Annotated in this window: 23 protein-coding genes; 6 read left to right on the top strand and 17 right to left on the bottom strand. The window is 55.8% G+C overall.

Annotated features, from left to right (window positions below; all coding sequences use genetic code 11):
* Positions 1-17: 17 nt before the first annotated feature.
* Positions 18-1502: a 4-hydroxy-3-polyprenylbenzoate decarboxylase gene (ubiD, locus tag HZZ01_RS19265; protein WP_179899046.1), complete on the bottom strand. Its 1485-nt coding sequence runs from the start codon at positions 1500-1502 to the stop codon at positions 18-20.
* A 239-nt stretch (positions 1503-1741) separates the two neighbouring features.
* Between ubiD and rfaH the strand changes: the two genes are divergently transcribed.
* Positions 1742-2230 carry a transcription/translation regulatory transformer protein RfaH gene (rfaH, locus tag HZZ01_RS19260; RefSeq protein ID WP_008926459.1) on the top strand — a complete coding sequence of 163 codons (489 nt, stop codon included), beginning with the start codon at positions 1742-1744 and terminating at the stop codon, positions 2228-2230.
* Here the strand turns inward: rfaH and tatD are convergent.
* The 10 genes from tatD to udp all read right to left on the bottom strand — a co-directional run bounded on the left by tatD (position 2227) and on the right by udp (position 11636).
* Entirely contained in the window at positions 2227-3009 is a 783-nt protein-coding gene (gene tatD / locus HZZ01_RS19255; RefSeq protein WP_179899045.1) for a 3'-5' ssDNA/RNA exonuclease TatD, read from the bottom strand. The genes rfaH and tatD overlap by 4 nt on opposite strands.
* Before the next feature lie 88 nt (positions 3010-3097).
* A complete protein-coding gene (tatC, locus tag HZZ01_RS19250) occupies positions 3098-3856 on the bottom strand; it encodes a Sec-independent protein translocase subunit TatC (RefSeq protein WP_179899044.1) in 759 nt (252 codons plus the stop codon).
* The gene (tatB, locus tag HZZ01_RS19245; RefSeq protein ID WP_179899043.1) at positions 3856-4479 is read right to left on the bottom strand and encodes a Sec-independent protein translocase protein TatB; all 624 of its coding nucleotides are present in this window, start codon (positions 4477-4479) and stop codon (positions 3856-3858) included. The genes tatC and tatB overlap by 1 nt, the downstream gene beginning before the upstream one ends.
* Positions 4480-4482: 3 nt before the next feature.
* The gene (gene tatA, locus HZZ01_RS19240) at positions 4483-4737 is read right to left on the bottom strand and encodes a Sec-independent protein translocase subunit TatA (RefSeq protein ID WP_136196620.1); all 255 of its coding nucleotides are present in this window, start codon (positions 4735-4737) and stop codon (positions 4483-4485) included.
* 109 nt (positions 4738-4846) lie between these two features.
* Positions 4847-6484: a ubiquinone biosynthesis regulatory protein kinase UbiB gene (ubiB, locus tag HZZ01_RS19235; RefSeq protein ID WP_179899042.1), complete on the bottom strand. Its 1638-nt coding sequence runs from the start codon at positions 6482-6484 to the stop codon at positions 4847-4849.
* The gene (locus HZZ01_RS19230; RefSeq protein WP_179899041.1) at positions 6481-7086 is read right to left on the bottom strand and encodes an SCP2 domain-containing protein; all 606 of its coding nucleotides are present in this window, start codon (positions 7084-7086) and stop codon (positions 6481-6483) included. The genes ubiB and HZZ01_RS19230 overlap by 4 nt, the downstream gene beginning before the upstream one ends.
* Before the next feature lie 11 nt (positions 7087-7097).
* The gene (gene ubiE / locus HZZ01_RS19225) at positions 7098-7856 is read right to left on the bottom strand and encodes a bifunctional demethylmenaquinone methyltransferase/2-methoxy-6-polyprenyl-1,4-benzoquinol methylase UbiE (protein WP_008926452.1); all 759 of its coding nucleotides are present in this window, start codon (positions 7854-7856) and stop codon (positions 7098-7100) included.
* Between the two features lie 75 nt (positions 7857-7931).
* Positions 7932-9431 (bottom strand): DNA recombination protein RmuC, encoded by a 1500-nt coding sequence (gene rmuC, locus HZZ01_RS19220; protein WP_179899040.1) that lies wholly within the window; start codon positions 9429-9431, stop codon positions 7932-7934.
* Positions 9432-9516: 85 nt separating this feature from the next.
* Positions 9517-10785: a tetratricopeptide repeat protein gene (locus HZZ01_RS19215; RefSeq protein WP_179899039.1), complete on the bottom strand. Its 1269-nt coding sequence runs from the start codon at positions 10783-10785 to the stop codon at positions 9517-9519.
* Between the two features lie 89 nt (positions 10786-10874).
* Entirely contained in the window at positions 10875-11636 is a 762-nt protein-coding gene (udp, locus tag HZZ01_RS19210) for a uridine phosphorylase (protein ID WP_179899038.1), read from the bottom strand.
* A 304-nt stretch (positions 11637-11940) separates the two neighbouring features.
* Here udp and HZZ01_RS19205 point away from each other — a divergent pair, with 304 nt between their 5' ends.
* Positions 11941-12774, top strand: a complete 834-nt coding sequence (locus HZZ01_RS19205; RefSeq protein ID WP_179899037.1) for a dienelactone hydrolase family protein — start codon at positions 11941-11943, stop codon at positions 12772-12774.
* A 52-nt stretch (positions 12775-12826) separates the two neighbouring features.
* Here the strand turns inward: HZZ01_RS19205 and metE are convergent, their stop codons facing one another.
* Positions 12827-15097, bottom strand: a complete 2271-nt coding sequence (gene metE / locus HZZ01_RS19200) for a 5-methyltetrahydropteroyltriglutamate--homocysteine S-methyltransferase (protein WP_179899036.1) — start codon at positions 15095-15097, stop codon at positions 12827-12829.
* Positions 15098-15241: 144 nt separating this feature from the next.
* Here metE and metR point away from each other — a divergent pair, with 144 nt between their 5' ends.
* Positions 15242-16168 (top strand): HTH-type transcriptional regulator MetR, encoded by a 927-nt coding sequence (gene metR, locus HZZ01_RS19195; RefSeq protein WP_179899035.1) that lies wholly within the window; start codon positions 15242-15244, stop codon positions 16166-16168.
* A gap of 83 nt (positions 16169-16251) precedes the next feature.
* The gene (locus HZZ01_RS19190; RefSeq protein WP_179899034.1) at positions 16252-16731 is read left to right on the top strand and encodes a DUF1456 family protein; all 480 of its coding nucleotides are present in this window, start codon (positions 16252-16254) and stop codon (positions 16729-16731) included.
* Positions 16732-17052: 321 nt separating this feature from the next.
* Here HZZ01_RS19190 and HZZ01_RS19185 read toward each other — a convergent pair whose 3' ends face one another.
* Positions 17053-17913 (bottom strand): carboxylate/amino acid/amine transporter, encoded by an 861-nt coding sequence (locus HZZ01_RS19185; protein WP_179899033.1) that lies wholly within the window; start codon positions 17911-17913, stop codon positions 17053-17055.
* 375 nt (positions 17914-18288) lie between these two features.
* Between HZZ01_RS19185 and glpT the strand changes: the two genes are divergently transcribed.
* Positions 18289-19629 (top strand): glycerol-3-phosphate transporter, encoded by a 1341-nt coding sequence (gene glpT, locus HZZ01_RS19180; RefSeq protein ID WP_179899032.1) that lies wholly within the window; start codon positions 18289-18291, stop codon positions 19627-19629.
* Between the two features lie 47 nt (positions 19630-19676).
* Here the strand turns inward: glpT and yigL are convergent, their stop codons facing one another.
* Positions 19677-20477, bottom strand: coding sequence for a sugar/pyridoxal phosphate phosphatase YigL (yigL, locus tag HZZ01_RS19175; RefSeq protein WP_179899031.1), 801 nt, complete (start codon positions 20475-20477; stop codon positions 19677-19679).
* Positions 20478-20529: 52 nt separating this feature from the next.
* Positions 20530-21522, bottom strand: coding sequence for a lysophospholipase L2 (gene pldB, locus HZZ01_RS19170; RefSeq protein WP_179899030.1), 993 nt, complete (start codon positions 21520-21522; stop codon positions 20530-20532).
* A gap of 112 nt (positions 21523-21634) precedes the next feature.
* On the opposite strand from pldB, the gene rhtB reads away from it, so the two are divergent.
* On the top strand, positions 21635-22258 hold the full coding sequence (rhtB, locus tag HZZ01_RS19165; protein WP_003854387.1) for a homoserine/homoserine lactone efflux protein: 624 nt from the start codon (positions 21635-21637) through the stop codon (positions 22256-22258).
* Positions 22259-22327: 69 nt separating this feature from the next.
* Here the strand turns inward: rhtB and HZZ01_RS19160 are convergent, their stop codons facing one another.
* Positions 22328-23137: a DUF1460 domain-containing protein gene (locus HZZ01_RS19160; protein ID WP_179899029.1), complete on the bottom strand. Its 810-nt coding sequence runs from the start codon at positions 23135-23137 to the stop codon at positions 22328-22330.
* Between the two features lie 211 nt (positions 23138-23348).
* The gene (gene rhtC, locus HZZ01_RS19155; RefSeq protein WP_179899028.1) at positions 23349-23972 is read right to left on the bottom strand and encodes a threonine export protein RhtC; all 624 of its coding nucleotides are present in this window, start codon (positions 23970-23972) and stop codon (positions 23349-23351) included.
* Between the last annotated feature and the right edge of the window lie 6 nt (positions 23973-23978).

Here is a 23978-nt window from a genome sequence, read left to right as displayed (position 1 = left end):
TATGGTTGTGCTCGCCATCAACGCTGTGGCGGCTGATCTAAAATACCTAGCTCATCCCAGATAGCATCAATGCGCGCGGTGACCGCAGGATCTTTAACAATAGGGGTACCCCATTCACGCTGCGTTTCACCTGGCCACTTGTTGGTCGCATCCATCCCCATCTTCGATCCCAGCCCGGAAACAGGCGAGGCGAAATCGAGATAGTCGATCGGGGTATTTTCCACTAATACCGTATCGCGGGCCGGATCCATACGCGTGGTGATCGCCCAGATCACGTCGTTCCAGTCACGCGCATTAACGTCATCGTCACACACAATAACAAATTTGGTGTACATGAACTGCCGCAAAAACGACCAGACGCCAAACATGACACGTTTGGCATGCCCTGCGTACTGCTTTTTAATGGTCACAACCGCCAGGCGGTATGAGCAACCTTCAGGCGGCAGATAGAAGTCCACGATCTCCGGGAACTGCTTCACCAGAATCGGCACCAGCACTTCATTCAGCGCCACACCCAGCACCGCAGGTTCATCCGGTGGACGGCCAGTGTAGGTAGAGTGATAAATAGGCTTATGGCGCTGCGTAATGTGCGTCACCGTAAACACCGGGAAGCTATCTACTTCATTGTAGTAGCCTGTGTGGTCACCGTAGGGTCCTTCCGGTGCCATATCGCCCGCTTCGATATAGCCTTCCAGCACAATTTCCGCGCTGGATGGCACTTCAAGATCGTTCGAGAGGCATTTCACGACTTCGGTTTTATTGCCGCGCAGCAGCCCGGCAAACGCATATTCTGACAGCGTATCCGGCACTGGCGTGACGGCACCCAGAATGGTGGCGGGATCGGCACCCAGCGCCACCGACACTGGAAAACGCTCGCCCGGATGCGCTTTCGTCCACTCCAGAAAATCGAGCGCGCCGCCACGGTGCGACAGCCAGCGCATAATCAGGCGATTTTTGCCAATCACCTGCTGCCGGTAGATGCCGAGATTCTGCCGCTCTTTGTGCGGCCCGCGCGTCACGGTCAGTCCCCAGGTAATCAGCGGTGCCGCATCGCCAGGCCAGCACTTCATCACTGGAATACGCGTCAGATCGACTTCATCGCCGCTGAACACCTCTTCCTGACAGGGTGCATTGCGCACGCGTTTAGTCGGCATGTTCAGGACCTGCTTAAACTGCGGCATCTTATCGAACAGATCCCGGAAGCCTTTTGGCGGCTCCGGCTCTTTCAGGAAGGCCAGCAGTTTACCCACTTCACGCAGTGCGCTGACCTCCTCCTGGCCCATGCCCATTGCCACGCGCTTTGGCGTACCGAACAGATTGCACAGTACCGGCATGTCATACCCTTTCGGGTTTTCGAACAGCAGAGCGGGGCCACCGGCACGCAGGGTGCGGTCGGCAATTTCGGTCATTTCCAGTTCAGGGTCAATCGACTGGGTAATGCGCTTTAGCTCACCGCGCTGTTCGAGCAGCGCGAGAAAGTCTCTTAAATCATGATATTTCATGCGGCTTTAGCTTTCCGGCCAGAGTGAATCGGCCATTATAGGTCTGATTAAGCGGATATGCTGAGGTTTATACGGCAGCCTGTTAAGCTGATAGCCTTTTCCCGCCCCTGTTCTGCTGCCAGCTGCCATGTTAAGAAAAGTCTCAGTTTATTTTCTCTGCGGGACGCTTTACCCTGCCCCTGCGCTATAACTCTGGCAACAGGTTTGCTATTCTTAGCGTCCATTCAATGGGAGCAGTTATGGAATCCTGGTACTTACTCTATTGCAAACGTGGACAGCTATTGCGCGCGAAGGAGCATCTGGAGCGGCAGGAAGTGCATTGCCTGAGTCCGATGATCGCTCTGGAAAAAATCGTGCGCGGCAAACGCACCACGGTGAGTGAGCCACTCTTTCCAAACTATCTGTTTATCGAATTCGATCCGGAAGCGATTCACACCACGACGATCAGCAGCACGCGCGGTGTCAGTCACTTCGTGCGCTTCGGCACCACGCCCGCGACCGTGCCATCGGCCGTGATTGAAGCACTGGAGACCGACGTCCCACAGATTCTGCTTGATCCTGAGACCCCCCAAAGCGGCGATGAAGTGGTCATCACCGAAGGAACGTTTGAAGGGTTGCGCGCTATCTTTGCCGAACCGGATGGTGAAACACGCTCGATTCTGTTGCTTAATCTGCTCAACAAGCAGGTAATGCGCAGCGTGGATAACAAGCAGTTCCGCAAGCTTTAAGCCAGTCTGAACAACGTCCGCGCATTCTGATCGATGCGGGTCGCCAGCTCGTCGACATTCTCGCCACGCCATGTCGCCACCTGATGCACAATATGCGGTAAAAAGCAGGGTTCATTCCGGCGTGAGGTCGGGCGTGGACGCATATCGCGCGGCAGCAGATAAGGCGCATCGGTTTCCAGCAACAGACGATCGGCCGGAATCAGTGGCAGCATTTCGCGCAGCTCCAGACCACGACGCTCATCGCATACCCAGCCCGTAATCCCTACCGATAATCCCATGGCCAGACAGGCTTCCAGTTCGTCACGCGTGCCGGTGAAGCAGTGGATCACTGCACCTGGCAGTTTTGACAGCCAGGGTGCAAGCACTGCAGCGAAACGCGCATGGGCTTCACGGCAGTGAAGAAACACCGGCATATTGAGTTCCGCCGCCAGAGCCAGCTGCGCGTCAAATGCATACTCCTGCTGCTCATGCGCCGACAGATTGCGGTTGAAATCGAGTCCGCACTCACCGATAGCCACCACTTCCGGTTTTTCAGCCAGGCGACGCAGGGTGCTGGCAATTTCCGTGGACCATTCGCTGGCATGATGAGGGTGAATGCCTGCGGTGGACCAGCAGAAGTCAGGTTGAGCTTCAGCCAGTCGCTGAGCATGCTGGCTCTCCAAGGCATTCGTGCCAGTAATAAGCATCCCGGTGACGCCCGCATCACGCGCGCGTTTAACCACCTTTTGCCGGTCGGAGGCGAATTGCGTGCTGGTCAGGTTTACACCGATATCAAACATAATTTTTCCCACTGTTTATAAACAAAAACCGCCCATCAGGGCGGTTTGGCTTGATCGCTTCCCGCCTGTGCGGGTAACGCTGTCAGCATCAGGAGTCGCTGTTCTCGTCCTCATCCTGTGACCGGCGGCCTTTACCCACATAGTAACGGGAAAAGAATACGCCGACTTCAAACAGGCAGTACATCGGAATAGCGAGCAAAGTTTGGGAAAAAACATCCGGCGGTGTGAGCATCATCCCGACAACGAAAGCGCCGACCAGAATATAGGGACGTTTCTTCTTCAAATCTTCCGGGTTGGTGATTCCGGTCCAGCAGAGCAACACAATCGCCACGGGTACTTCAAACGCCACACCAAATGCCATAAACAGCGTCATGACAAAATCGAGGTATTTGGCAATATCCGTTGCGACGGTGACGCCGATGGGGGCGGTCTTGGTGAAAAAACCAAATGCCAGCGGGAAGACCACAAAGTAGGCAAAAGCGACGCCGAAATAGAACAGGAATGTGCTGGAAAAGAGCAGTGGCATAACCAGCCTGCGCTCATGCCGGTAAAGCGCCGGGGCGACAAACGCCCAGACCTGATAGAGGATAACCGGCACCGCAAGAAATACCGACACAATGATAGTCAGCTTAATTGGGGTGAAAAACGGTGAGGCCACATCGGTCGCGATCATGCTGGAACCGACCGGCATCTGGCTGATCAGGGGTGCCGCGACCAGCTGGTAGATGTCATTGGCGAAGAAAACCAGCACCAGAAAAATCGCTAATACCGCGATGATGCAATTCAGTAGTCGCTTACGCAGCTCAATCAGATGACTGATGAGCGGTTGGGTATCTTCAACGGCCATTATCGTTCATCACTTGCAGAAGAGGAGGGTGCGGAAGTACGCGCAGAATCTGTCGGTCTGGCAACATCAGCAGCGGGTACCTGTGCCGGCGCACTGGCCACGGCAGAGGGTGCAGCAGAAGGTTTTACAGCCGTGCCAGAGTCTGAAACGGGAGCGGGTGCCTGTGGCGGGGCGCTGGCCTGATGTTCTGCAGTAGCCGGCGTCGCCGAAAGCTCAGCAGTGTCAGGCTCAGATGCGTGCACCGCCTCAGAAGTACGCTCAGGCGCAGGCCTGTGCTGGGCTGAATGAATGGTGTTTGCCTCGTCTTCCTCTTTTTCAATGTCGATGCTCTGACTGACCGAGCGTTTCATTGAATCCGCCGTTTTACGCAGCTCTTCCATCGACTCTTTCAGCTCAGGTGAGAGCGTGCCGCGGCTCGCTTCCTCCACCTTTTTCAGGCTATCCTGCAGCTCCTGCAGCTTGAGCTCCTGCGCGAGCTCATGTTGTACATTGGCTGCCAGCGAACGAATCGCCCTGATCCAGCCGACTACGGTTTTCACCGCAACCGGTAAACGTTGCGGGCCGAGTACAATCAGCCCGATAACGAACACCAATACCAGTTCACTAAAACCAATATCGAACACGGTTTACACCTGCTTGTCGTTCTTGGCGTCTTCTTTGGTAGCCGAAGTTTGCTGTTTATCAGCCAGCGTTTTAGCCGCGAAGTCAGCATCCTGCTCTTTCGGTTGATCCTTTTTATCATCCTCGTCACCCATGGCTTTTTTGAAGCCACGAATCGAAGACCCTAAATCTGAACCCAGATTACGCAATTTATTGGTACCGAACAGAAGTACAACAATGACGGCAATGATTAACAATTGCCAGATACTGATACCGCCCATGATATAGCCTCTAATATTCTGTGAAAACGATGAGGTAATGCACCACAGAGAGCCCTTTTCAACCGGGCCTGAGCCAGCGACATTACCTTTTTTTAGACGGACGTGACAATCAGTTTGTCTTACGCCAGCCGATTAACCAGGAGACGATTCCCGCTGCCATCAAGACAGCCGGGAAAAAGTCCCAATCCGGTCGGGTGAGCAGCACGGCCGTTCCGCTTAACAGCAACGTTGCACCGACACCAAACAGGTAACGCGCCTGATGATGGCGGACGCGCTGCGCGTTCATATCGCCCACTAATTTATCGACACTGTGCCGTAAAAGTTTGTGCTGGCGCAGGCTGTCGTAAAAGAGTTCTGGCAACTCGGGCAGCTTCTCAGCCCAGAATGGCGCTTTCTCTTTCACCGCACGAATAATGGCAGGCAAACCGACCTGATCCTTAATCCACTCTTCCAGGAACGGCTTGGCCGTCTTCCACAGATCGAGCTGCGGATAGAGCTGACGGCCAATGCCTTCCACATAAAGCAGCGTTTTTTGCAGCAGGACCAGCTGCGGCTGCACTTCCATATTGAAGCGGCGTGCGGTGTTAAACAGGTTCAGCAGCACATGCCCAAAGGAGATTTCAGCAAGCGGTTTTTCGAAAATCGGTTCACAGACCGTACGAATCGCAAACTCGAAATCTTCAACGTTGGTATCGGGCGGTACCCAGCCTGAGTCAACGTGCAATTCCGCAACCTTACGGTAGTCACGGTTGAAGAAGGCGATAAAGTTTTCCGCCAGATAACGCTTATCTTCTTTGTTCAGCGAACCCACGATACCGCAGTCAATGCCGATATATTGCGGGTCTTCCGGACGTTCGTAGCTGACAAAGATGTTGCCCGGATGCATATCCGCATGGAAGAAACTGTCGCGGAAGACCTGGGTGAAGAAGACCTGCACGCCACGCTCAGCCAGCAGCTTCATGTTTACGCCATGACGTTCCAGGGTAGCAACATCTGAAATCGGAATGCCATAGATACGCTCCATTACCATCATGGTTTCGCTGCAATAGTCGGAATAGACCTCCGGCACATAGAGCATGCGGCTATCTTCAAAATTCCGGCGCAGTTGAATGGCGTTGGCCGCTTCACGTAGCAGGTTTAGCTCATCAAGCAGGGTTTTCTCATAATCGCGCACCACCTCGACCGGACGCAGACGGCGGCCATCCGGCAGCAAACGTGGAACCCAGCGTGCCAGGCGATAGATCAGCCTCATGTCCGCTTTAATCACCGGCAAAATATCGGGGCGAATCACTTTGATCACCACTTTCTTGCCCGTCGATTTCAGCGTGGCGGTGTGAACCTGCGCAATAGATGCCGACGCCAGTGGTTTAATATCAAAATCATCAAACCAGGTTTCAATCGGCGCACCCATTGAGGCTTCAATCTGCGCTTTAGCTTTGACGCCATCGAAGGGCGCAACCCGGTCCTGCAGGATCGCCAGTTGATCGGCGATCAGCGGCGGGAAGAGATCCCGACGGGTCGACAGCATCTGGCCAAACTTGATCCAGACTGGGCCCAGTTGCTCCATCGCCATGCGCATACGTGCGCCGATGGGCTCATGCTGATGCAGATTCGGGATCCAGAAAACAGAGCGACGCCACAGGCGAAACAGGAAAGTGAGGCGTGTCTGAGGTATCAGTTCATCAAGGCCATAGGTCAGGAACACCTTCATGATCAGATATAATCGGCGGATCTCTCCAAAACTCATTTTGCCTCCAGCTGCGCCAGACGCGCATTAAGCGCTTCAAGCGAACGTTCCATCGCGTCGACCTCCTCAGAAAACCAGGCTAATTCCAGTGAGCCAGGCGCAACACGCCACTCTTCGGTTAAGGCCTGTCCGAGATAATCCTGGCGACGCTGCACTTCACCTTTGAAAAAACGGAATGCCTGTTGAGAGCGCTGGCTGATGCCCTGTGCGGCGATATCGCCCACCCAGGGCGCCAGGTACTCTGCCGGATCCAGCTCTGCCAGATCCATCAGCGCGGAGAATTGCTGCACTACCTGCAGATCGCCTTCAACCTGCAGCTCACCGCTGCGTATCAACGGCGTCAGCTGCTGGCGATCGCGCAACTTCGGCAGGGTTTTCAGCGAGGTGATCACTGTGCAGTCACTGCGATCCTGCCAGTCCGCTAACACATCCAGTTGCTGTTCACTGAAGACCAGCACCAGCGGATAAGAGAACTCATCCAGGCGCAGCGTCAGCACTTTGCCATTCAGGCGCTGGCGCGCCGGTTTCAGGCCGCGATCGCGATAGAGAATACGGTTCAGCGCCGTTTCCAGGCCCGCGGTAATCAAGGGCGTCAGATTCATTACCATCTCACTCAGAACTTAAATCCACGATGCAGCGCGACAATGCCGCCGGTCATATTGGAGTAAGTGGTATTTTCAAAACCGACATCGTTCATCATCGCTTTCAGGGTCTCCTGATCGGGATGCATGCGGATCGATTCGGCCAGATAGCGATAGCTCTCTGCATCCTGCGCCACCAGCTGTCCGATACGCGGCAGAATGTGGAACGAGTAAGCGTCATACGCTTTGCTCAGCGGATCCAGTACAGGCTTAGAGAACTCCAGTACCAGCAGACGTCCGCCCGGCTTAAGGACGCGGAACATAGAGGCCAGCGCCTTCTCTTTTTCCGTGACGTTGCGCAGACCAAAGGAGATAGTGATGCAATCAAAATAGTTATCGGGGAAAGGCAGAGCTTCTGCGTTGGCCTGTACGTAACTCACATTGCCAACCACGCCCTGATTGCGCAGCTTTTCACGGCCCATCTTCAGCATGGAGCTGTTGATATCAGCCAGGACAACCTGACCCGTTTCGCCCACCAGGCGAGAGAATTTAGCGGTCAGATCGCCGGTACCGCCGGCCAGATCTAACACGCGCTGACCGCGACGTACGCCGCTGCTGTCAATGGTAAAACGCTTCCAGATACGATGAACGCCAAACGACATCAAATCGTTCATCAGGTCATATTTTGCCGCTACGGAGTGAAACACGTCCGCGACTTTGTCAGCTTTTTCGCTTTTGGCGACCGTCTGAAAGCCAAAATGGGTAGTTTCCTGCTGTGATTCATCTGCCATCGGTTTTACCTGCTCCACAAACAATACTTCCCGAAGTGTATCAGAGTCACGGAAGCCAGGCACGCTGCGCCCGTACTATTCGTGGAGGCGTCTCACATGCTGCTCACTCTCATCTGCATCCCTGTCGTCATCTGCATCCTCATCCGCCCGATTTTCCGGCATAGCTCGTTCCGCCAGTTGCGGGTTGATGGGCCGTTTGATCTCCACGCCCAGTGCGCGGAATCCTTCCGTCTGCGCAATCAGGTTGCCGCGCCCTTCTGCCAGCTTTTTCATCGCCTCGCGATAGCTGTTCTGCGCCTTATCAAGACTGTGGCCAATGCCGCTCATGTCATCGACAAACAGCCGCATTTTGTCATAGAGCCGGGTGGCCCGATCGGCAATACGCTGCGCATTGCGGCTCTGATGCTCATAGCGCCACAGATTATTAATGGTCCGCAACGCCACCAGCAGCGTGGTAGGGCTGACCAGCATGATGTTCTGCTGCAGCGCCTCGCCAATCAGCTCAGGCTGGCGGTCAATCGCCAGCAAAAAGGCGGGTTCAACCGGAATAAACATCAAAACATAATCCAGCGATCGTAAGCCGGGCAATTGCTGATAGTCCTTTCGTCCCAGCAGGCGAATGTGTGCCCGCATGGCAGCGACATGCTCCTGAATCGCCTGCTCACGTTCAATCTCATCATCCGCATTAAAGTAGCGCTCATAGGCCACCAGCGTCATTTTGGCGTCTACCACCACATCTTTGCCCTGCGGCAGACGCACGATCACATCCGGCTGCATCCTGCCCTGCTGTTCTGACTGAATGCTCACCTGGGTTTCATATTCGTAGCCTTCGCGCAGCCCGGAGGCTTCCAGTACCCGGCTCAGCACGACTTCACCCCAGTTGCCCTGGATTTTATTGTCGCCCTTCAGCGCTTTGGTCAGGTTAAGGGCCTCCTGCGCCATCTGCGCATTCAGCTGCTGTAACTGCCGGATTTCATGGGTCAGGGTGTGCCGTTCGCGCGCTTCTGCGCCGAAGCTCTCATGCACCTGACGACGAAAGCCATCAAGCTGCTCACGCAGCGGACCAATCAGCCCGTCCAGGCTCTGGCGGTTCTGTTCATCGACGCGACGGCCGCTGTTTTCGAAAATACGGTTGGCGAGGTTTTCAAACTGAGCGCTGAGGCGTTGTTCGCTGTTGGTCAGCAGTCGCTGTTTCTCTTCAGCGGCAAAACGGGTCTCTTCAAGGCGGATGGTCACTTCGCGCAACTCCGCTTCCTGCGCGCTGTTGACCTCCAGCTGATTGCGCAGTTCACGATTGAGCTGTTCACTTTCATTGCGCCAGTAATCAAGCTGTTGCAGCCGCTCATTGGCGCCGCTCAGCGCGCCGTGAAGCTGACGCAGTTCCTGCTCACGCTGCTGCGTCTGCTGCTGAAGCTGCTCGATTTGCTGCTGCTGGCGCTGTTGCGCCTCTTCCTGCAGACGGCGCTCGGTCTGAAAACTGGCGACCTGATGACCGGCCCGTAACTGTGCCAGCATCCAGCCAATCCCTAACCCGGCAAGCGCCAGACAGGCGCTGATGATGATGTGCTGATCCATGATTTCCCCGTGACTCAGGCTGCTGAGGGAAAAGGTAGAGTCGCACTGTATGAATGTCCAGACAATTTTAGCCAGACTCAGCGTCTTACAGAGCCGCCACCGTCAGCTTTCCAGCCTGCCACTCATCAATCAGGAAAAACGGCATCGGCAGCAGCCATTCACCTTTTTTAACCTGTGCCAGATAGTGCCAGGTTGTTTCGCCGGACGTGATCGCGACACGCTGTCTGCTTCCCTCCGCGGCGCTGGATTTGCCGGTCATACTGGCAAAGCCTGCATTACTGCCAACGTGGAAATGCGGCGTATTCCAGCGCACAGGCGTATGGTCAGGCCACGGCTGGGCCTGATGAAACTGAAACAGCTCATCATGGCTCAGGAGGCTTTCACGCACCGTCGGCCACAGCGCAAGCTTAAGGAAATACTGATCGGTGAAGCGTTCGCTTCCCTGATAATGCGCAATGAAATCGCGCATCGCCTGTTCCACACCCCGGAAAACGCCGTGACAGCCGCCCCACATCCCTGCCAGCAGCAGTTCGGTATGGGAGAAGTAGTCACGCATATGGTGGAACCAATAAGGTGACACCAGCCAGGCGTTAACCGCCGCGGCTTCGCGCTCCGAGAGCAGCGAGTCAGCATCGCGCACGATAAAGCGCTTCACCGCCGGATCGTCGAGCACCAGAAAACGCCACAGGGTTGGATACACGATTTTTTCGTGAGACATATCGACCAGCTGGACGTGCGGCTGGTCAAGGCGCTGCCAGACATGCTGCGGCACGCTCTCATCCAGGTAGATGCGACAGACCCAGCCCGGATAGAGCTCAGGGGCGACTTCGACGTTTTTAATCAGGGTTTCACAGTAGCGCGGCTGGTCGCCATACAGGCAGAAGGCGATGACATTCTGCTGCGGCTGACTGAGATCGACAGGCTCAGGTTGTGGAGCGGGAAACGCCATGCGCTGTCCCTGACTGAAACGCGCATCAGAACGCATCAGAGACGCCAGACCGTAACGGGCGACCTCTTCTTTTTTATTCAGCCAGCCACACACTTCGGTCAGGCCATCCAGCCAGGTTTCAGAGGCTGTAGCCTGCACAGCGGGCGGTGACTGATAAATCTTCTGGTAGATTTTGTACGCTTTATTATGCTGACCCAGACGCAACAGACAGAGCGCGTAGTCGCTCAGCACCTGCATCTGATTTGGCATTGAGCGCAGCACCTCTTCGCAGCATTGGGCTGCCAGCGCATAGTCGCCCTGTTGCATGGCGGCACGGAAACGTTCGGCGCTGCGTTCCAGCCGGGCACTGAGTGCGGCAGGATTAGCGCCGGGGAGAGGACGTCGGACAGGAATGGTGTTGCGCATAAACACTCTCAGGTTTAACTGATGATACGCGCCGTTAACGACCAGCAGCAGGTTTTGAGTCTGGACAAAAACCTGCTGCCTGACGCGGCTTACAGCAAGCGACGCGCCGCTTCGACCACAATCTTCACTGCGTCACTTTCTGTCTGTTTCATGGTGACCGCATCCGGGATCTCTTTCTGCGTGCGGTTCACTATCACGCCCGCCACCATGCCGGCTCGCAGACCCTGGCTGGCGCACATGGTTAACAGTGTAGCGGATTCCATCTCATAGTTAAGCACGCCCATTTCCTGCCACTCTTTCATCGAACCTTTGAAGCGACTGACGACACGACCTGAGACGGTGTCGTAACGCTCCTGGCCCGGATAGAAAGTGTCAGAAGAGGCGGTGATACCGATATGGGTCTTTGCGCCACAGGCTTCTGCGGCGGCAACCAGTGCAGTGGTACAGGCGAAATCTGCCACTGCCGGGAATTCCATCGGCGCAAAATGCAGGCTGGCACCGTCCAGGCGAACAGATGCGGTCGTCACCAGTACATCGCCAACATTGATATGTGGCTGGATCGCGCCAGTGGTTCCGACACGCAGGAAGGTGCGCACGCCGAGCTGTGCCAGCTCTTCCACGGCAATCGACGTTGAAGGACCGCCAATACCGGTTGAGCAGATCACAACGGGTTTACCCTCAATTTTTGCCAGCCATGAGGTAAATTCACGGTGTGAGGCGAGATGCGTGGCATCGTCCATCAGTCCGGCAATTTTCTTCACACGCTCCGGATCGCCCGGCACAATCGCCAGGGTGGCGCCCTGCAGATCGGCTTTAGTCAGGCCAAGATGGAAAACGTCAGACTGTGTCATTTTTCAGACTCCTGTTAAGGGAAGGTAGCGCGCCACTTTACGCCAGCACGCCCGATAAATATGTGACAACATTCACTTAAGAAAATGAAAGTTACATTTCTCGCCAGATTAATTGTGACTGATATCACACAATCACATCTTCCTTGTCCGGATAGCCCTTCGCGAGGCTGTGTCTGGGTCAGCGCAATGTTAAAGAGGTGGATGATTTTATTCGCTGCTGATTCTGTTACCCGACACCTGGCGCGCAGGCTTAACAGCCAGGCTATAGTTACGTGATTGCGCAAATGCTTGCACGGAGAGAATAATGAAAACCAGTGATAATATGACACAAAAACCGGCGACGAGCGGCTTTGCCCCTGCCGTGCAGCCCACCGCCTCTACGACCATCATCACCGAAAGCCCGGCCATTCACTCAGGTGAAACCTCAGTGCCAAGCCAGGGCGAAAACATGCCGGCATTTTTTGCAAAGCCCCACGCAGCAGAAGGCCCGTTGCCTGTCGTCCTGGTGGTGCAGGAGATCTTTGGTGTGCATGAACACATTCGGGATATCTGCCGCCGTCTGGCACTGGAAGGCTATCTGGCGATCGCGCCCGAGCTCTATTTCCGCGAGGGCGATCCTTCTGAATATAATGATATCCCGACGCTGTTCAGCGAGCTGGTCAGCAAAGTGCCTGACACCCAGGTGCTGGCAGACCTCGATCATGCCGCTAACTGGGCGGCACGCAATGGCGGCGATATCCGTCGCATGGGCATCACCGGTTTTTGCTGGGGTGGCCGCATCAGCTGGCTCTACGCCGCGCATAACCCACAGCTGCGCGCTGCAGTTGCCTGGTATGGACGACTGACCGGTGAGCGCACGCTGAAGCAGCAGAAGCATCCTATTGATATTGCGGTCGATCTGAGTGCACCGGTGCTAGGTTTGTATGGTGGCCAGGATGACGGCATTCCACTGGAGAGCGTCGAGCAGATGCGCCAGGCGCTGCATGCCGCCAATGCGACCGCCGAGATCATCGTCTACCCCGAAGCGGGACATGCGTTTAATGCTGATTACCGTCCGAGCTACCATGCTGAATCAGCGAATGATGGCTGGCAACGCATGCTGGCCTGGTTCAGGCAGTATGGTGTGGCATCAGAATAGATGAAAACAGGGGCGCTTCTGCGCCCCTGTTTTTTGCCACCATACCCCTTTCCTACGCCGTCTCACCACGCAGTTTCTTCGCCGCCGTCACCATATTCGCCAGCGCCTGACGTGTCTCCGTCCAGCCTCGTGTCTTCAGACCGCAGTCGGGGTTTACCCACAACCGCGCTTCCGGAATTCGTTTCGCCGCCTTCAGCAACAGCGCTTCTATCCACGCCACGCTGGGCACATTAGGCGAGTGAATATCATAGACGCCGGGGCCGATTTCATTCGGATACTCGAAATCTTCAAACGACGCCAGCAGGTCCATGTCAGATCGTGAGGTTTCAATCGTGATCACATCGGCGTCCAGGGCTGCGATGGCGTCCATAATGTCGTTGAACTCGCAATAACACATATGCGTGTGAATCTGGGTTTCATCCCGTGCGACCGCCGCATTCAACCGGAATGCTTCCACCGCCCAGTTCAGGTAGGCCGCCCACTCAGACTGATGCAGCGGCAGACCTTCACGCAGTGCCGGCTCATCAATCTGAATAATCCCGATGCCCGCCTTCTCCAGATCTTCCACTTCATCGCGCAGCGCCAGGGCGATCTGCTTCGCGATGATTTCACGTGACACATCTTCACGCGGGAATGACCAGCAGAGAATCGTCACCGGTCCGGTCAGCATCCCTTTTACCGGTTTGTCAGTCAGCGACTGGGCATAACGGGCCCATTCCACGGTGATCGCCTCCGGACGGCTGATATCGCCGATAATGACGGGCGGTTTCACACAGCGAGAACCGTAACTCTGCACCCAGCCATTCTGAGTAAAGACAAAGCCGTCCAGATGCTCACCGAAGTACTCAACCATATCGTTACGTTCTGCTTCACCATGCACCAGCACATCCAGCCCCAGCCGTTCCTGCTCGGTAATCGCCTGTTTGATGTGCTCCGCGATGCCTGTGCGATAATGGTTACTGTCGAGACGACCCTGCTTAAAGTCGAGGCGCAGGCCGCGAATTTCCGTGGTCTGTGGAAAAGAGCCGATGGTCGTGGTGGGCCATGCAGGCAGATTGAAACGCTGACGCTGCAGCACTGCCCGTACCGGGTATGCGCTCAGGCGTTCACAGTGCTGTGGCGTGATGGCCTCCAGACGCTGGCCCACCGCCACATTATGCACGCGGCGGGAGTGAGCACGGGCGCGCACCGGTTCGCTCCAGGCGTCCAGCGCCGCCGCATCATTGTTGTTAAGTGCCTGACTCAGCAGTGAGAGCTCGGTACATTTCTGCAGCGCAAACGCGAACCAGCTTTTGACTTCATCATCCAGGCGGGTCTCGACGCCGAGGTCGATCGGGCTGTGCAGCAGCGAGCAGGAGGAGCCGATCCACACCTGTTCACGCTGGGTGATCAGCGGTTGCAGACGACTAAACCAGCGGCTCAGATCGGCACGCCAGACGTTACGTCCGTTGATCACACCAAGCGATAGCAGCCAGCTGGCGGGGAGTTGCTGATTCAGCTGCTGAATATCATCACGGCCATGGACCAGATCGACATGCAGGCCCTGCACCGGCAGCTTACGAATCACATCAATATTCTGCCCGATGCTGTCAAAGTACGTGGTCAGCAGTAGCTTGCTGTGGCCCTGCAGTGCGTCATAGGCCAGCTGAAAAGCGTCGCGCCACGTTTGCGGCAGTTCCAGCGCCAGGGCGGGTTCATCAATCTGAACCCATTCGATGCCGCGCTTTGCCAGCGCCGCCAGCACCTGCTGATAGACCGGCAGAATCGCCTCCAGCAGCGACAGACGTTCAAACGGCTCGCCTTTGACTTTACCCAGCCATAGATACGTCACCGGCCCCAGCAGCACTGGCTTGATCTTGTGGTCCAGTGCCAGCGCCTCATCGACCTCGTCCAGCAGCTGAGTCCAGGTCAGTTTAAATGTCTGGCCCTGGATAAATTCCGGCACGAGATAGTGATAGTTAGTGTTAAACCATTTGGTCATTTCTGCCGCCGCCGCAGGCTCGCCAGTCGGGGCGCGACCGCGCCCCACGCGAAACAGCGTATCCAGATCAACGGTGCCCTCCTGGTTCTGATGACGCGCAGGCACATTGCCCAGCATCAGGCTGGTGGTCAGCACATGATCATACCAGGCGAAATCGCCAACCGGCAGCAGATCGACGCCCGCCTCTTTCTGATGTTGCCAGTGTCGCGCTCGCAGTTCGCGGCCCGTCGTCATTAGCGCCTGCTGCGTGCTGTCGCCCGCCCAGTAACTCTCCAGTGCTTTTTTCAGTTCACGGTGCAGGCCAATTCGGGGAAAGCCGAGGGTATGGTTGAGGATAGTCATGTGCTGTTCTCCAGATAATCTTTCACTTTGGCTTAAATGGGCAGCCAAAGATGTTTAGCCGTCCAGATGTTTACACTGCTATACTCTGCGGGTACTGTATGTTGCTCAAGCGCAATATGTTCACTTTCGATGTGAAGGACTCTCATGATCGAACTCAAGCACCTGCGGACGCTTCAGGCTCTGCGCAATACGGGATCGCTGGCGGCAGCAGCAGCCCAGCTTCATCAGACGCAATCGGCGTTGTCTCACCAGTTCAGCGATCTGGAGCAGCGGCTGGGATTCCGCCTGTTCGTGCGTAAAAGTCAGCCCCTGCGCTTTACGCCGCAGGGCGATATTCTGCTGCAGCTGGCAGAGCAGGTGCTGCCACAGATTCAGCAGGCTTTGCAGGCCTGCCATGAGCCGCATCAAACCACGCTGCGGGTGGCGATTGAGTGTCATAGCTGCATTCAGTGGCTGACCCCGGCGCTGGATAAATTCCGTCAGAGCTGGCCGCAGGTGGTGATGGATTTTAAATCGGGCGTGACCTTTGATCCCCAACCCGCCCTGCAACAGGGTGAGCTGGATGTGGTGCTGACCTCCGATATTCTGGCGCGCTCTGGCCTGTTCTACTCACCGATGTTCGATTATGAAGTGCGGCTGGTACTGGCGACGGATCACCCGCTGGCGCAGGTTGAGCAGATTTCGCCGGAAGATCTGGCGGATGAGGTGTTAATGATCTATCCGGTGCAGCGTCAGCGTCTGGATATCTGGCGCCACTTTCTGCAGCCCGCAGGCGTCAGTCCGGCCCTGAAAAGTGTGGATAATACTCTGTTGATGATTCAGATGGTCTCGGCACGGATGGGCATTGCCGCGCTGCCCCATTGGGTGGTGGAGAGTTTTGAGAAGCAGGGTCTGGTCGTGACCCGCACGCTGGGCGATGGCCTCTGGAGCCGTCTTTATGCCGCCGTACGCGAAGGGGAACAGCGTCAGCCGGTGCTGGAAGCCTTTATCCGCTTTGCGCGTCAGCACGCCTGTGAGCACCTGCCTTTTGTGCGCGATGCCGCGCTGCGCGGAGCCGTGTTACAGCGGTAATCCGACCGGCACAAACCTGCGCGAACGCGGACGAAATCCCCTATAATGCGCAGCCTGTCGACTGACCATGAGAAGATCTCACCATGACTAACAATGATATTCTGCGCAGCGTGCGCTACATGCTCAATCTGAGCGATGCCAAAATGGTGGAGATTTTTGCGCTGGCGCAATGTGACGTACCGGTAGCGGATATTCAGGCGTGGCTGAAAAAAGATGATGATGCGGCGTTCCGTCCCTGCCCCGATGTGCTGATGGGCTATTTCCTGAATGGCCTGATCTTCTACCGTCGTGGTAAAAGCGAAGATGCACCTGCGCCGTCGATTGAGCGCAGGATGACGAACAATATCTTCATGAGAAAACTGCGCATCGCTTTTGATCTGAAAACCACCGACATTCCTGATGTCCTGAAGCGCGTGAACTTTACCGTCTCACAGGCTGAGATTGGCGCAATTTTCCGCAAACCGGACCATAAAAACTATCGCGAATGCGGCGACCAGATTCTGCGTAACTTCCTGAAGGGGCTGGCGATGATTCAGCGCCCTAAGAGTGAGAAACCAGCCTGAGTTCGTGCTTTCCAGTCGGAAACGGCGGGTTGCTGCGTAAAGACGGCGTGAATCCATCCCTGGCGCCTCGACCGCCGCATTCTTGCGGCGGACGCTTTACTTCTCAACCCGCCTTCCCCTCCTTCATATTCCTTACGAAACCCTGGTTTGGCAGCGATGATGCTGTGAAGTCTCCAGGGCTGGCACGTCAGAAGAGCGAAGCGTCCGGGCCAGGGATGGCCCGGACGATCCACAGGGATGTGAGATTTCTTCGCGATCGGACGCGCCAGCCCGGGAGGCCGCAGTCCGGCTACAGCAACGGTTTGTCCCAGCACCCAATGATTACCGGTCACTACGCCCCACCACCCAGCGCTTATGCACCCACAGCGAGGCGAGGATCACCAGCGCGCCTGCAATAAAGCTCGGCCAGTGCGGTTTCTCCTGCCAGATAGCCAGATTCACCAGCAATCCGGCGGGAACGTGCATGTTATTCATAATGCCCAGCGTGCCAGCATCGACCTGCGTCGCACCGTAGTTCCACATAAAATAGCCGAGACCGGAAGCGGCGATGCCCAGCCAGACCAGAATGCCCCACTGCAATGAGGTGGTCGGCAACTTCTGCGGATTGCCCCAGGCACACCAGGCGATCACTGCAATTAACACCGCACCCAGATAGAACCAGGAGAATGCCGTGTGCTGCGGCATAGGACGGGTCTCCTGCAAACGCTTATAGCCCACCATTCCCGCCGCAAAGCAGATGTTTGCCAGCTGTACTAATAGCAGGCCAAACCAGAAATGATCGCTGACTTTGTCATAGCGAATAATGGCTGCGCCAGCCACCGCCAGCAGGGCGCTGAAAATATAGCCGATGCGCAGCGGACGACGGCTGATCAGGTCATAAATCAGCGTCACATAGAGCGGCGTCATCACCGTAAACAGCAGGAACTCTGACACGCTAAGATAGAGGTAAGCTTCGAAGCTCAGCAGATACATCACTCCCAGCTGCAGCATCCCGACCAGCATATAAAGCAGCAGCGTTGAAGGGCGATGGCCACGCCAGCGCAGGAACGGTAAAAACACCAGCGCAGCCAGCGCCAGACGCATCAGTACAGAGAACCAGCTGTCTACCTGCCCGGCAAGATATTCGCCAATCAGGCTGAACGAAAAGGCCCACAGAATGGTGGTAATAATCAATAAAAACACGGCGACGACCCTGAAATGAACAGGCTGTCAGTGTAAACAATGTGCCACTTTCAGGCTGTGAAATCTGGTTGACATGTGATTATAAACCAGGCAATCAGAAGGTCTGCTGGATAGACTGCTTACGCTCGGTGACATAACTGTCGACGTAATGGATTTTCAGCCAGATAAAATGCGCGAAATAATCCATGGCGTGATCACTTTCGCTACAGAATGTAATAAAACTGTAACAAATGTGTCATTCATCACAGTACCGTTGTGCAACTAACACTATTCTTTGCGCGAAATGGAACATTCTGTATCCATTTTGTTCTGCTCTTTTCCTGCCCCAACCTGCTGGGAATTAAAAACCATAATGTGCCCTGGAGGGCCTCACTGATGCTGAGCATTTTTAAACCTGCACCACGTCAGCCGCAGGTGGCGGAGGATCACGTTGATCCGCTCTACCGTCGCCTGCGCTGGCAAATTTTCATCGGGATCTTTTTTGGTTACGCGGCCTACTACCTGGTCAGAAAAAACTTCGCACTCGCCATGCCCTATCTGGTGGAGCAGGGTTTTTCACGCGGCGATCTCGGTTTTGCACTGTCCGGCATCTCCATTGCCTACGGCTTTTCAAAATTCATCATGGGCTCGGTCTCTGACCGATCAAACCCGCGCGTATTCTTACCGGCTGGCCTGATTCTGGCAGCAGCAGTGATGCTGATTATGGGATTCGTTCCCTGGGCCACATCCAGCATCATGGTGATGTTTGTGCTGCTGTTTATCTGCGGCTGGTTCCAGGGCATGGGCTGGCCACCCTGTGGACGTACCATGGTTCACTGGTGGTCGCAGAAGGAGCGCGGCAGGATTGTCTCGGTCTGGAACTGTGCGCATAACGTGGGCGGCGGTATTCCGCCGCTGCTGTTCCTGCTCGGCATGGCCTGGTTCAACGACTGGAAAGCAGCACTCTACATGCCAGCGTTTGGTGCGATTGCCATTGCAATTCTGGCCTTTGCGCTGATGCGCGATACGCCGCAATCCTGCGGTCTGCCGCCAGTTGAAGAGTATAAAAACGACTATCCGCCTGACTACGATGCCAGCCACGAAGAGGAGCTGACGGCAAAACAGATCTTCATGAAGTATGTGCTTCCGAATAAGCTGCTGTGGTACATCGCACTCGCCAACGTCTTTGTCTACCTGCTGCGCTACGGCATTCTCGACTGGTCGCCGACCTATCTACGCGAAGTAAAACACTTCACGCTGGATAAATCGTCGTGGGCCTACTTCCTGTATGAGTATGCGGGGATTCCGGGCACGCTGCTGTGCGGCTGGATGTCGGACAAAGTCTTCCGCGGTAATCGCGGTGCGACCGGGGTGTTCTTTATGACACTGGTGACCATCGCGACCGTGGTCTACTGGCTCAACCCGGCGGGCAATCCTGGCGTCGACATGGCCTGTATGATCGTGATTGGCTTCCTGATCTACGGTCCGGTGATGCTGATTGGTCTGCACGCGCTGGAACTGGCACCGAAAAAAGCGGCGGGAACGGCCGCGGGCTTCACCGGCCTGTTCGGCTATCTGGGTGGATCGGTCGCGGCCAGCGCCATTGTCGGTTACACCGTCGATTATTTCGGTTGGGATGGCGGCTTTATGGTAATGATTGCTGGCTGTGTACTGGCAGTTATCCTGCTGTTACTGACCATGGTCAGCGAACATAAGCACAAAAAGACCCTTGCCTGACGGCATGTAAAAAGGGCCGGGTAACCGGCCCTTTTTACGCTGACGGCTTAAGCCAGATAGAGCGTGCGAAGCGTCTGCGGCACCGCATCATCGGCATTCGAACCAATCACCTCCAGCGCTGGCAGTGTATCTTTCAACCGCTGATGGGCATTCTGCATGATATAGCCCTTACCCGCCATGCTCAGCATCTCCACATCATTCATGCCGTCGCCAAAGGCGATGCAACTTTCCAGCGTGTGGCCCAACGTTTTCGCCACGGCTTCGAGCGCATGCCCTTTCGATACGCCGCCCGCCATCACTTCCAGACAGGTCGGCAGCGAGAAACTGACATTAACCCGATCGCCCCAGCGAGCTTCAATCGCCTGCTCCATCGGAATCAGATGCTCGGGATTTTCGCAGGTGAAGAAGACCTTGCTGATGTTATCGGTTGGCAGCAGACCCGGCTCATAGACCTGATAGTTGAACACCGACTCACGGAAATAGTCCTGTTCCGCCGGGCTTGAGCGGCTGACAAACCACTCATCGTCGCGGTAAACGTGCGTCAGAATATCGCTGTGATGATATTGCAGGCCAAACAGATCGCTGGCGATATCCTCATCCAGATTATGGCTGAACACCAGCTCGCCCGCAGCGTTGTGCACGCGCGCACCGTTTGAGGTGATCATATAGGCCGGAATCGCCAGGCTGTCGCGCATCTGTCCGACATCAATATGATGACGGCCAGTGGCGAACACAAAGTGAATATCTTTCGCGACCAGTTGTTGCAGCGTTTCACGCGCAAAAGGGGTCAGACGATGTTCGGGGGAGAGCAGCGTGCCATCCAGATCGGATGCAACGATGTGATACATGAAAACCTCGGGTATTTGATTCTGCCGGCTTTAACCGGTCGGATATATAACGTCAGTGGTGCGATGAAAAGAAGTCGACCACTGCATTGAGTGCTTCAGCGCGCATCTCGTCCTTTTCAAACAGGATCTCATGACGCGCACCGTCGATCACCCGTGGCTTATTGCCCTCACACGGATGACCCGCCGCTGCCATCGCGGCGCAAAAAAGGTCCTGCGAACGATTGTCGACCACCCGATCATCGCTGGCCTGTAACAGCAGCAATGGCGTGGTGATCTTATCAACCTGACTGATAATGTTCCGACCCGCATGGACGCCTTCGCGTACCCAGTGATAAGTCGGTCCGCCCACGCGAATCGCCGGATCGTCCGCATAAAAACGCAGGTTTCGCCGGTAACGCTCGGTGCTGTGCGTCAGCCGGTTAATACCAAACGGATGCGCGCGCCAGCGTCCGGTGCCCAGCGCATAGCCATCGCGCATGGCCGGACGTTTCTCCGCCCAGTCCAGGATCCGATGGGCAAGGAATGAGGGCAACGGCAAGGCAATGCCAAACATCGGTGCCACTAACGCTGCCGCATGAAATGCCTGCGGCTGGCGTGCCAGAAACAGCGTTAATATTGCGCCGCCCATCGAGTGAGCCAGCGCATAGCGCTGCTGGTAATGGCCGCTGACGATCTCTTTCAGATAGAGCGTCTCAAGATCGTCGACATAATGGGTAAATTCCGCTACGTGACCACGGTGTGTATCTTCCAGCAGGCGATCGGAACGCCCCTGACCACGATGGTCCAGAATCACCACATCAAATCCACAGTGAAACAGATCGTACGCCAGCTCAGGATATTTTATGTAACTCTCGATGCGTCCCGGCACAATCAGGATCACACGCTTGTGTTGCGGTGATGTGAAGCGGACATAGCGCAGCGTCAGATTACCCACACCGGTAAACTCACGCTCTTCACGGCTGTGCCAGAAATCGAGCAGCGGCCCGGTGGCGAAGGCAGCAAACGCTTTTTCCCGTCGCAGCCAACTGGCTTTATGTTGATTCATTCGCCCTCCTGATGACCGGATACAGAGTCCTGCATGCCCTGCGCAGGCCATAGCGCCGCGCTTATTTCTGGCGTATTGTGTCACAATTCCGCTACTAAAGAGAGCCTGACCCATGACCATCGAATGGTGGCTGACCTACCTGCTTACTACCACAATCCTGAGCCTGTCGCCCGGTTCCGGCGCAATCAACACCATGAGTACCGGTATCAGCCACGGCTATCGCGGCACGGTAGCGTCCATCTCCGGTTTGCAGGTCGGCCTGGCACTGCACATCGTGCTGGTCGGTATCGGTCTGGGCGCGCTGTTTTCTCAGTCGCTGCTGGCATTTGAAATTCTGAAATGGGCCGGTGCAGCCTACCTGGTCTGGCTGGGTATTCAGCAATGGCGCTCCGCGGGTGGCATCGATCTGGATGCGGTCGCCAAAGCGATGCCGCGTCGTCGCCTGTTCAAACGCGCCGTACTGGTTAACCTGACCAACCCGAAAAGTATCGTCTTTCTGGCCGCCCTGTTCCCGCAGTTTATCCAGCCGCATCAGCCGTTGTTTATGCAGTATCTGGTGCTGGGCGTAACCACCGTAGTGGTCGATATCATCGTGATGATTGGCTACGCCACGCTGGCCACACGCATTGCTGGCTGGATTAAAGGCCCAAAACAGATGAAGTTAATGAACCGTATTTTCGGTGGGCTGTTTATGGCTGTGGGCGCGCTACTGGCCAGTGCCAGAAAGATCGCTTAAGACCTTATACGCCGACACACTGAGGTCGGCGCAAACACTTCCTGTTTAATCCCTTCTTCCCAGGTGCAGCTACGGCGCAGTCAGTGGCACTGCACGCAACACCATGATGCCAGGCTTCGACCGCATATATTCCCTGAATGGCGCATCGACAACTTTGCGATTAGCAGCCAGCGAAGAGGCGTTCCTGAACCACAACCGGCCATCATGTCGGACGGCAATCCCGGAATGTGAGACATCCAGCCCCTGAGCAGTGGTGTAAACCCCAATATAATCGCCGGTCTGGATCTGCTTCAGCACCTGCAGGGTTATCGCGCGGGCCGGAATGTAAGTTATGCGACGTGGAATCACCCCCAGACCGGGCAGCCGTTCTTTTCCGCTGGTCTCACGATTCAGTTGCTTCACCACCGTCACCGCATCCGGGCTAAGCGTGCGGGTGATGTCATCGGCATTGCGCGGGCTCTCAGCGAACCAGTCCGTAAAAAAGTGGCGACGTTCCAGGTAGCTGACTTTACCACCCGCGTAGCGGGTGCGAATCAGGTTAGCTTCAAAGCTGGCGCGATCGTGGCTGCGGCTCAGCGCCTGAACGTAATCAAGCAGCGTGAAACAATCTACTCCGTTGAAATTTATCACCAGCGCTTCTGGCGTATCGGGCGAGCCGATCAGCGTATCCGCCTGGTAAGGTGTCTCGAGAAAAGTGGCTGAGATCTGGTTAATCCTTTCACCCTGTGGCTGAGCTGACGTCCCAGGTGCCTGCGCCAGTATAGCCGACACACTGTCCCTTTTCGCCGGAACAGGGGCGGGGGAATGGGCAGCATCAGGCGAGGCGCAGGCGCTGATGCAGGCCGTGATTAACAGCAGTAACAGGGGTTTTACTCTCATCATCATCTCCATGAAAAATAGTCCGTCGGTACGACCATACCGGAGGTGATGTTTTCTTTAATTAACGAATGATGACTATTTATCTGCGGTTGCGACAGAGAGGCATCAGCAGGCGCAGAGTGTGACAGTCGTCACACAGGCGACGTTCAGAGAGAGGCGACAGCGCGTGACATTTCTGCCGGATGCGCAATGCGCTCTCCGGCATAAGGGCTCAACGGGAAATAATGAGGTGGATACCAAAACCGGCAAACAGGACGCCTGCCATGCCATCAACCCATTTCGCCAGTCGCTGATACCGGGTGCGGATCCACGGCAGTGCAAAGATGGCCGCCACCAGAGTAAACCAGGCAAAGGTTTCACCGACAATCAGCAGGAACAGACCCCAGCGCTCAGCCGAACCGACATCGTCGCCGACAAACAGCGAGAAGACGCTGCCGAAGTAGATAATCGCTTTGGGATTCGACAGGTTGGTCAGCAGGCCCTTGAGGAAGCTCATTCCACGTTTCGGCAACTCAACTACCGGCTCATCCTGTTGCGGCTGTTTATGACGCTGACGTGCCGAGCACATCAGCTGCCAGCCCATCCACAACAGATAAAGTCCCCCGCCGACCATGATGATCTGGTGCAGCCAGGCCATTTTTTCCAGAATCAGATGTAGCCCCATCAGTGCCACGCCCGCCCAGACCACGATGCCAAGCGTAATGCCCAGCACACCCATCATCGCCTCCTTGCGTGAGCGGCTGGCGGCAGTCTGTGACACAAAAAAGAAATCGGGGCCGGGGCTCATCAGCGCCACCAGATGAACCAGCGCCACGGTTGCGAATAACATCAGCATGGTTGG

Source organism: Pantoea sp. WMus005, from assembly GCF_013415305.1.
GTDB lineage: Bacteria > Pseudomonadota > Gammaproteobacteria > Enterobacterales > Enterobacteriaceae > Pantoea > Pantoea rara.
Note: the sequence above shows the minus strand (reverse complement) of the source record. Positions and strands in the feature narration are given on the sequence as shown.